Below are 9913 nucleotides of genomic sequence, written 5' to 3' on the forward strand. Positions count from 1 at the left end.
CTAGAATCATAGCCAACGTAATAAGGAGCAGTGACAACTACGCTACCTGTTGCTTGTTTTGTAACGGTTGTGCTAGCACTTGATGTTTTACCATCTTTCGTCGTTGTTGCTGTAACAACGCTGTCTGTTGCTTGTTTTGGAATCGTTAAGCTATAGCTACCGTCTGATCCTACTGTTCCTGTTGCAATTGTTGTATCACCATTTTTTACTACGATTGTTGCGTTTGGTTCGCCTTTTCCTGAAACAGTTGTTGAATCATTCGTTAGGGCATTAATCGTCGTTTTCGCGATGTCTTGGCCTGCTTTTACAGTTGTAGAACCAGCTGATGTTTTACCATCTAATGTTGCTGTTGCTGTAACAACTGTTCCTTCTGCTTGTTTCGGAATTGTAAGGCTGTATTTACCATCTGATCCTACTGTTCCAGATCCGATAGTTGTTCCAGCAGCGTTTTTGATAACAATCGTTGCGTTTGGTTCTGCTGTTCCTGTTGCTGTTGTTGCGTCCGCTGTTAGCGTATCAATCGTTGTTGCTGCAATACCGTCACGTACGACAGTTGTATTTGCACTTGATGTTTTACCATCAGCAGTAGCCGTTGCTGTAACAACAGTTCCTTCTGCTTGTTTAGCGATTGTCATGCTGTAAATGCCATCTGAACCTGTACGGCCTGTTGCAATTTGCGTACCTTTTTGGTCTTTGACAACAACTGTTGAATTAGGTTCTGCTGTTCCTGAAACAGATGTTGAATCTGTTGTTAGGGAGTTAATTGTTGTTTTTGCAATCGCGCCGCGAACTACAGTTGTGCTCGCTGTATCACTAGAAGCACCATCTTTTGCTTGTTTCGCTGTGATCGCTTCTCCTACATCTTGTTTTGGAATCGTGATAGCATATGTGCCATCAGCCGCAACTACACCCGTGTATTCTATATCATTTGCTTTGATTGTTACTGTCGCGCCTGCCACGCCAGTACCGCTAACTTTTGTATCGTCTGTTGTAACTTCCTTGATAGTTGGTTTTGCAATTATATCTGCTTGTACAGTCACACTTGTTGGTTTACTTTCATTATCCGACGCATCCGTTAGCGTTACTTTAATTTCTTTGTCTACTGTTTGCTTCGGTATTGTCACACTGAAATTACCTTCATCATCTGTTGTTCCAGTAACGACACCGCCTGATGGTAATGTTACTTTCACAGTACAATTTGGTTCACCTTGACCAGTTACTTTGGTGTCATCCACTTTTACTGGGTTTACTTTTGGGGCATCAGGAGCTGTAACATCTTTAACTGTCGTACTTGCTTTTGGACTAAGCGCGCCAGATGGATCTTTTGCGATAGCCTCAACTTTAGCGCCAGCACTTGGTTTGTCAATAGGGATAGAGAACTCGCCAAAATCATCTACTTTTCCTGAGTACGAAACACTTGCTCCATTATCTGTAATTTTAACAGTGATTGTATCGCCTGGTTCGCCAGTTCCTGACACTGTAGTTGATTTATCAGTAACGTCATTCAAAACGGGTGCACTCGGGCCTTGATGTACGACTGTCGTTGTTCCTGCCGCACTTACGTTACCTGCTTTATCTGTTAATTTAGCGCTGATTATCGCATCTTTGGCTTGTTTTGGAATCACAACATCAAAATTACCTGACGCGTCTACTTCGCCCTCTACTGTTGCGTTGTTTGGTAATGTTACTTTTACTGTAGTACCAGCTTCACCAGTACCTTTAACGTGCGTATCTGCATCCGTTACTGTACTTAAAACGGGAGCATCTGGAGCTGTAACATCAACAACTGTTGTCGTTGCCTTGGCACTTGTCACGCTATCTTTTACCGATACAGCTTCTACCGCTGTGCCTGCTTTTGGTTTAGTGATTGCTTTTGACCATGTACCATCTGCTGCAACAGTAGTAGTGTAGGTTGCGTCACCGATTTTTAATGTCAATGTCGAGCCTGGCTCACCAGTTCCTGTAGCTGTTGTTGCTTTATCTGTGATTTCATTGATAGTTGGTGTGGCAATTGCCGTAGCTGTAACCGTTTGTGAAGCAGCATTACTTTTTACGCCCCAAATATCTACGGCATAAGCTTTATAAACATCGCCAACTTTTGATCCAGATACCGCAAGCTCATAATTGCTACCTGTCACTTTTGCAGTCCCAACATAGACATCATTTTTATAAATTTGTACTTCTTTCAAACTATCTAAAGAACCAGTTAACGAACCTGTTACTTTCGCATCTTTATCTTTTACTGGGTTGAGTTTTGGCGCAGCAAGTTGCTCTGCACTAGCTCCTGTTATATTAACACCAGAAATCGTTTGATACACAACATTGGTTTTATCTGCTGAATTCAAACCTGCTGCTATAAAGACTCTAGTTTTACTTCCAGTTGCAACAAATGTTTGATTTACTGTACCTGAACCACCTACTAGCCATGGCGTATAGTTCATTCTTCCTGAACCAGCATTACCGCCTGAGGACGTCCATTTTTCATTGTTAAGAGTTCCTGTGGACACATCCGTTGCGGAAAAGTAATTACTAGTTGCAGTTCCTATGAGATATGCAATGGTAGAGAAAGAAGTCGTATTATAGTTGTAACTAACTGTGTATGATTTCCCTGGAATTGTGTTAATGATTTGAGTCACACCTATTTGACTGTTCGCCGTACCATAAAGTTCAATGGAACCATCACCTTTTGGACGAACGGATGTACGAGAATAATTGAACCAATCGGTTGTCGTCTTCGTACCATATGTTTGTATGGTAGCATCGCCTTCCGCATTCTGATTAGCATATACAGTCCAATCAGGAATATTCGTACTTGTACTCGTAAAGTTTGTGTTTTTGAATAAGTTTTGTGTCGCACTAACAGTTGATAATAATTTCTTTTCACCCGTGTTAGTATTATTTTCTGCTGCAAATCCTTGTGTTGGAAGCACTGCAATAACTGTGCTTGCTACGACGTTAAATGCCACTAAAGTTGTGACGATTTTCTTCATGTTTCTATTCATTAGTTGAATTCCTCCATTTTTTATAATTTCCAAAGAATAACTTACTATGATGTATGTTAGTTAACTCCTTTGTTACTCCTATACTATTTCTTTGGCATCCTGTAAATATTTAAGAAGTCGTAAATGTGAAATCAGACTCTGCTCCTCTTTCCTATAATTTATGATAAATTCTTTTCAACATAATCGGCACGGTAAATTTATCACCATATTTCCACATCATAAATTATATTTTCAAAATTCCGACTACATTTTTCAGAGAATACCAAAAATACCCCTCGCAAGCCACTCTATATCCTGAATCGCAAAATTCCTAGTTGTCGAGCTACTTGGCTAGAAAACACATTTCTTCATCTCCTTTCGATAGATTTAGCTTACCACATATTTTTTTGTCCAAATGGAAAGTACTAGGCACAATCGTTACTTTATTTCATAGATTTTGTGAACATCCATCTATAGGGGATCCCAATGGTTGCTAAGCCAAAAAAAGAGCACGCCTATTGCAGCGAACTCCTTGCTTTACTATTTTGAAAAATCGACACTATTGACTAGAACCTTACTTCCAAAAAACCGTATCTTCCGTACTCAACCGATACGAGCCATAACCCGCGTCCGTTGCTTTCCCAATCGACACAATCATCACCGGCACAAAACGCTCAGTGTCCATGCCGAACGCCTCAGCAACTTTCTGTCTCTCAAATCCACCAATCGGATTCGTATCATAGCCATAAGCCCGCGCCACAAGCATCAATTGCATCGCGACCAAGCTACCATCAATCACAGCCACTCGTTCCAATTCCTCGCGTGGGGTGTTCGCATAATACGGCGTCAACGCGGACATTTGCTTCTCTTTCACATCAGCGGGCATCATGCCTTGCTCCACCGCGCTACCGAAAATTTTCTCCGCATTTTCAAACGCATCCACATCACCGAAAATCACAATCATCGCGGCAGATGTATCATTTTGCAACGTATTAAAACGCACAAGCGGACGCAATGTTTCTTTTCCTTCTGGACTCGCTACCACCACAAAACGCCATGGTTGCATGTTTACTGATGAAGGTGCACGCATCGCATCTGTCAAAATCTGCTCCATCTCTTCTTGATTAATTTTCACCGTATCATCGTATCCACGAATCGAACGGCGGTTTTTGATTATATCTTCAAAATCATTATTTTTATACATATTATTACTTCCCTTCCACTTTACTAAGTACTTGAATTGCTGGCGGTGCGCTCAATAAACTGCCAACGCCTGCTTGAAACGCTTGGAAATGTTCACTTTTATTATGTGCCTCAATAGCCGCTAAATCTTCCCATTGCTCTATCATATAAAACTCGGTAGGCTTCTCAACAGAACGTGTCAGCGTATACCCGGCATTCCCTGACTCGGCTTTTGATGCTTCAATCAGCGGCTCTACTTCTTTTAGAAATGCCGCGATCTTATCTTCTTGGACTTCCAATTTCGCTTGAATAACTAGCATTTTTTCGCCCTTCTTTCTACGGTCGTATCGTTCGATTTTTTTCGAACAAACACACTATACCATATCAAATTTTACTAGGCAACTAATATGTAATGTGCTATGATATTTTTATGAAAAACAATAATCAAGATTCAGAACAGTTGCTACTTTTATTCCAAGCCTTGAGTGATCCAATTCGCCTCGACGTTTTTCGTTGCTTACTGCAAAAGGGGGAGCAGCGCGTCACAAACGGCACCTACGATATTTCCAAGTCCACCATGTCCCACCATATTAAATTGCTAAAGGAGGCCGGTTTAGTCGATGTTCGCAAGGAAGGAACCGCGCACATTTATTCACCAAACAAAGAAGTAGTCGCTAAATATCCCGGTTTCTTCGACATCTTCCAAAATAAATAAGCGATACAAAACCCAATTTCGGTCTTGTATCGCTTATTTTTTTAACAATTAATCGGGCGTATCCGTAAGCGTCCAAGTCAGTGTCGCTACATATTTCGCGTCTTTATCCTTCTTCGTTTCACCAGGAACTTTCAGTGTTACGCTCGCATTTTCAGCATCGGCATCCGCCCCAACTGTGTTACCAAACGCGTTCGTCCAAACACCCATCCCAGAATCAACTGGCGCATTCACGACATCTTGCATCGTGCTATTACCATTCAATACAACGTTCTGATTATTCATCGGTTTCGCTGCATTTGCCGAGTTCAATTCCGCATCTTTAAGTGTCAATACCGCACCCGTAAGCTCGCTTGATCCAGCTTTAAATTGGTCATTGCTCACTTGCAATTTCCAACCAGCGTTCGTTCCACGATTATCCGTCACCTGTGCAAAAGTCGGTACATATTTCGTGCTACCATCACTTTTTAGCACGACTTCATCATACTTCGCTTTGTATGTCGTGTCGCTACCGGAAATCGTTTGTTCACCGAAATGAATGTTCGAAACGTAATCCAAACGTAGCGCACCCGTTGTTGGTGTTGGCGCATCTGGGTCTGTTGGCGTTACATCATCGCCAGGATTCGTTGGATCAATCGGATTTGTCGGCGTCGTGCCATCATCCTCTTTAAAAATAATATCCGCTTTCGAAGTTGTTGTACCAACCTCTGCTGCGTGTGATGGTGCTGCATAAATCGCCAAGCTACTTGCTGCCAAAATACCTACTAGTGCTACTTTACTTAATTTCATCATATAATTTATTTCTCCTTCTTGTTTTGAATTTTTATAATAAAAGAAACTAGGACGCTTGCCGCCGATTTACTTAGCTTATGTCCTAATTTCGAGTATCAAGGGGCATCTTCTAGCGTCCATCTAACATTCGTACTGTATTCTTTATTTGCCATAGCAGTTCCTGGTTTCACGTTCATCACTAAAGATGCTTCGTTCGAATTTAAGTTGATTTCCGTTAAACCTTGTTGTAATGCATCATTGGAGTAAACTGGAATGGCGTGCTCTGTGCTGAGCGCTGTTTCGCCTTCTGTTGTTTGAATCGCTAATACGTCTTCTAAAACTTTGCCATCTGCTGTTTGCAGTGGCGTTTCTAACTGAGCGTTAACTCTCCAATTCGAAGTTGTCCCTCTTGTATCACTCACAAAGAGTTGAATGTCATCAATAGGCTTCACCGTTTTTGCTTTTGACGTGATCATTTGTTCACCAAACGAGATGTTTTCTGTCGCGGTTCCAAGTGATAAAGAGCCATCTTGTATCGTTACTTCGATTGTTTTTTGGAGACCATTTACAGAAAAATTCACGTTATATTCCCCAGGTGTATTCGGCAAGCCCATTTTATCAAGGGTAACTTGGCTCGTTATATCGGAACCACTCGGGATGGCCCAAGCTTTGACACCGGAACGAGTTTTAATGAGTGTGTCTAACTCCGCTTCGTTTGTGGGATATTCGGCTACTTGTATCGTGATGTCTGTTGCCTGTATCATCGTTTGTTCATCGCTAACCGTTTCCGCATCTTTCACAAAAATTGGAACGGTAATCGTCGTTGTGTTTCCTGCGCGGTCACGGATTGTCGCTTGAGCCGTCGTATAACCAACTTTACTCAAATCTGGTTGCGTGTCGATTGTGTATGTGAGGTTGTCATCGCCTGTTCCAGCGTTATCGTAAACATCTGTGAGTAAGTTTTTCGCGTCGGTAGTAAACGTATCACCTACCGCCACGTATTGCGTCACCGCTGTCGCTGTTGGTTTCGTTGTATCGGTTACGATCACGTCCGCCGAATGTTCACTCGTGTTGGAAGTCGCGTCTGTCGCTACCGCGTAACATGCAATATATGGCGTGATTGAGCGCTCTGAGACGGGAATTGCTATACTATAATGACCGCTGCCGTCCGCTGTTCCAGTTGCTAAAATCGTGTTATCCACTTTTTTGTAAATGGTCACTGTGGCATTCGCTTCAGCATCGCCCGTCACAGTTGTTGCTTTGTCACTAATCGCATTTAGCGTCGGTGCATCTGGCGCCACTTCATCTTTTACAATCGTGCTGGCCGTCGCTGATTTACCGTTTAGATAAGAATAAGCAGTCACTTGGTTTCCCGCTGAAACATAACTTCCTGCTGGCAACGTGAAACTATACCTACCTTCCGCATCTGTAATCGCGTGATACATAGTCGCATCATTGAAATCTTGGGATGTAATCGTTCCTACTGGGATCGCCGGGTCACCAGTCAATTTAATATAAGCGCCTGGATTCGATACACCAGTGATGGTATGACTGTTTGGTGCCGTCTTATCATCCGTTAAATCATCAATCGATACCGCCACATCTGGAATTCCTTCAAATAACACCCGGCGGAAGTTTTGCGTCCGGAAATTTTGGATAAAACTCGCTTGTGTCGCTTCATTCACCGAGTTCGCCGTCACCGAGCTAACATTGGCACTGCTATATTTAATATTCATGCCATACATCGGATTCCAAAGGTACGCCTCATTCCCATCATCCACCCAATCCGTTCCCGTCCAAGCCTTCACCGACTGAACATCGACATTAAGCTTCCCAGAAGAACCGGACATATAGATAAGTCGACTACCCGTATTCGTATTATTCAACTGTAAATTGACCCGTTTTGCATCCGCAAATTGGAACGTAGAGGAGCTACCGATTCGAACCAAATACTTAGAGCCAGTACCATCCGCCTGAACATCAAACGTACCATCTTTTGCAACGATAAAACTACTGCTGTCACCGGTATAAATCGCAGCGCCCGTCGATGTTCCAGAATTTTCAGCACGAATGTTCAATTTAGCACCAGAATCGACTTTTAGTGAAGCGCCAGAAGCAATATAGATCGGGTTACGTGTGTCAGAGACGGCGCCTAACGTATTCACCATCAATTCCGCATTTTCACTAATATGCAAAGAACTACCACTGCTACTTAGTTTAATACCACCGGCCGTACTTCCTGGCTCCGTACGAACCTGCACAAACGCGCCATCATTGATATTCAGATTCCCATCAATCTTAAAAGCACACGTTCCCTCTTCACCAGCACTACCGCCACGTAGCAAGTACACTTCCGCATTCTTACCAACCGTCGCCGTTCCGCTATTCCCAAGATTAATCACCGTCGCATTCGTTGTAGAACCCGTATACACCGAGTTTTCGTAAAAATTAATATTCGTGATTTCAAGGTTTACTTGGTTTGTTAAAGCCGCATAGGTGATCCCGTCAAATGGGGAAACATAAGCATTCACCGAATTATTCGTGACATATCCGATAATATTCACATCCGCCTCATACGAGCATGTCAGCTGGGCACCTGTGTATTCAATATTCTGATACGTGAGCTGCGTTCCTTTTCCAGCCGTCCCTGACAAGCGCAATGGACCCCAATAATTTCTACCAAACATCTTGATATCCTTTATCACAATATCCACTTTATTCGATCCAAATGACATTAAATAACCGCGACTTCTAAAATCCACCGTATTGCCATTCCCGTTAATCGTCAGGCTCCTCGTCGGAATGCTAAGATTCGATTCCGCCGCGCTACCTGTTGTATAGTTCGAAAAATTAATATCATTCATAATATTAATCTCGGTTATCGTGACGTCTTTCATTGCAGCTTCAAGTTGCAGATAATCTGTTACATTTGCCACATTCGCCGCTGCCTGTAATCGCGAACCTTTGACAACTTTCTTTTCAGAAGTTTCATTTACCGCATCGTCCTTCTTGATTTTGGCAACCTCTTCTACCAAAGCCTCTGCGCTACTCATTATCGGCGCCACACTTGCCACTGCAAAACTGCAAACAAGCGTCACCGCCATCGTTCGTCTAAGAAGTTTCATTATTGCCACCTCCAAGTCCTGTTCGGTAACATCTGTCTTAAAATGTGTACCGCTTTTCTATGGACTAATCATACCACGTGACTTGCTTTCAAGTTTTTCGCGGCTGTAGGGATAAATAGTTGCAAATAAGGGTAAATTAGATATATAAATACCTATTTCACGCAAAAATGTTCATGAAAAGCAACATATTAGCCGCTTTTTGACATCTTTATGAACATTTAAACAAAGCCAATTTATACAGTTTGAGTCTCATATGCGCTTAAAAATCACCATTTTAGGTACATTTATACCTACATAAAGGAGTGAAAATCAATGTATCATGAATCAGAACTACACGCCTTTTTTTCCGTCGAACAAGTCCTGAAGCTATTGCGAAAAAATCCTGCTTTTAGTAAATACTGCTACCAACGCACACTAAAAAAAGGCGAAACCATTCAGTTAACACCTTTAACTCGCGGTTCGTTCTATATGGTCGAAAAAGGAAGCTTCTCCGTTTACTACGAATCTAGGCTTACAGGAAGAATGCTCATTTCCTTTTTTCAACATGACGATATTTTCAACTTTCCTCTATTGAAAGAGCGCATGCATCCCATTCTTGATTTTATCGCGCTAACGGATGCTCAAGTATGGGTGGTCGACTTCAATTTTATGCTATCAACGGTTAAATTAGAGGATCCTCGAAACTATTTACAGCTAAATTTCCTTTCTACTGTCCAAATACACCTCGGCAATGCGCTCATTCGGAAATCACTCGACTCGAAAAAGAGGATTTTACATGCACTGGTAGAGTTGTCGGAAAAAATGGCGTTACTGAGTCCGAATCAAGCATATGAGTTACCAACTTTCATGACCTACGAATTGCTTGCTGAAATTGCCGGGACTTCGCGGGGATACACGTCTCGGATTTTAAAAGAGTTGCGTGATATGGACGTTATTGATTCCTCGAAGCGACCGTGGATTGTGAAGGATTTGAACCTTTTAAATAATTTATTGTATGAGGGAACATAAAAAATAGGGTTCTATAATAAATGTTGGGGTAGAAATTAATCTGCCTCAACATTTTTTTGTTCTCATTTCAAGACAAAAAAATACACAGTAATATCAACATCCGTTAAGATAAAAGTGACGAAACCCAATCCAAA

7 protein-coding genes are annotated in these 9913 nt (G+C 42.1%); 2 read left to right on the top strand and 5 right to left on the bottom strand.

Translation table 11 applies throughout. From position 1 onward, the window contains the following. From HPK16_RS16355 to HPK16_RS16365, 3 genes are all read right to left on the bottom strand, one after another. Nucleotides 1–3002: Ig-like domain-containing protein (locus HPK16_RS16355; protein ID WP_246369470.1), on the bottom strand; the 3002-nt coding region annotated here is incomplete at its 3' end. A 553-nt stretch (nucleotides 3003–3555) separates the two neighbouring features. Further along, a complete protein-coding gene (locus HPK16_RS16360; RefSeq protein WP_181677966.1) occupies nucleotides 3556–4185 on the bottom strand; it encodes a nitroreductase family protein in 630 nt (209 codons plus the stop codon). A 4-nt stretch (nucleotides 4186–4189) separates the two neighbouring features. Further along, nucleotides 4190–4483, bottom strand: coding sequence for a putative quinol monooxygenase (locus HPK16_RS16365; protein ID WP_181677967.1), 294 nt, complete (start codon nucleotides 4481–4483; stop codon nucleotides 4190–4192). Between the two features lie 110 nt (nucleotides 4484–4593). Here HPK16_RS16365 and HPK16_RS16370 point away from each other — a divergent pair, with 110 nt between their 5' ends. Further along, the gene (locus HPK16_RS16370) at nucleotides 4594–4878 is read left to right on the top strand and encodes an ArsR/SmtB family transcription factor (RefSeq protein WP_181677968.1); all 285 of its coding nucleotides are present in this window, start codon (nucleotides 4594–4596) and stop codon (nucleotides 4876–4878) included. Between the two features lie 48 nt (nucleotides 4879–4926). On the opposite strand, the gene HPK16_RS16375 is transcribed toward HPK16_RS16370, so the two are convergent. After that, the gene (locus HPK16_RS16375) at nucleotides 4927–5667 is read right to left on the bottom strand and encodes a WxL domain-containing protein (RefSeq protein ID WP_246369471.1); all 741 of its coding nucleotides are present in this window, start codon (nucleotides 5665–5667) and stop codon (nucleotides 4927–4929) included. A 95-nt stretch (nucleotides 5668–5762) separates the two neighbouring features. Further along, entirely contained in the window at nucleotides 5763–8771 is a 3009-nt protein-coding gene (locus HPK16_RS16380; protein ID WP_181677969.1) for a pectate lyase-like adhesive domain-containing protein, read from the bottom strand. 312 nt (nucleotides 8772–9083) lie between these two features. On the opposite strand from HPK16_RS16380, the gene HPK16_RS16385 reads away from it, so the two are divergent. Then, nucleotides 9084–9779 (top strand): Crp/Fnr family transcriptional regulator, encoded by a 696-nt coding sequence (locus tag HPK16_RS16385; RefSeq protein ID WP_181677970.1) that lies wholly within the window; start codon nucleotides 9084–9086, stop codon nucleotides 9777–9779. Nucleotides 9780–9913 lie beyond the last annotated feature (134 nt).

It is taken from the genome of Paenilisteria rustica (assembly GCF_013820765.1).
GTDB lineage: Bacteria > Bacillota > Bacilli > Lactobacillales > Listeriaceae > Listeria_A > Listeria_A rustica.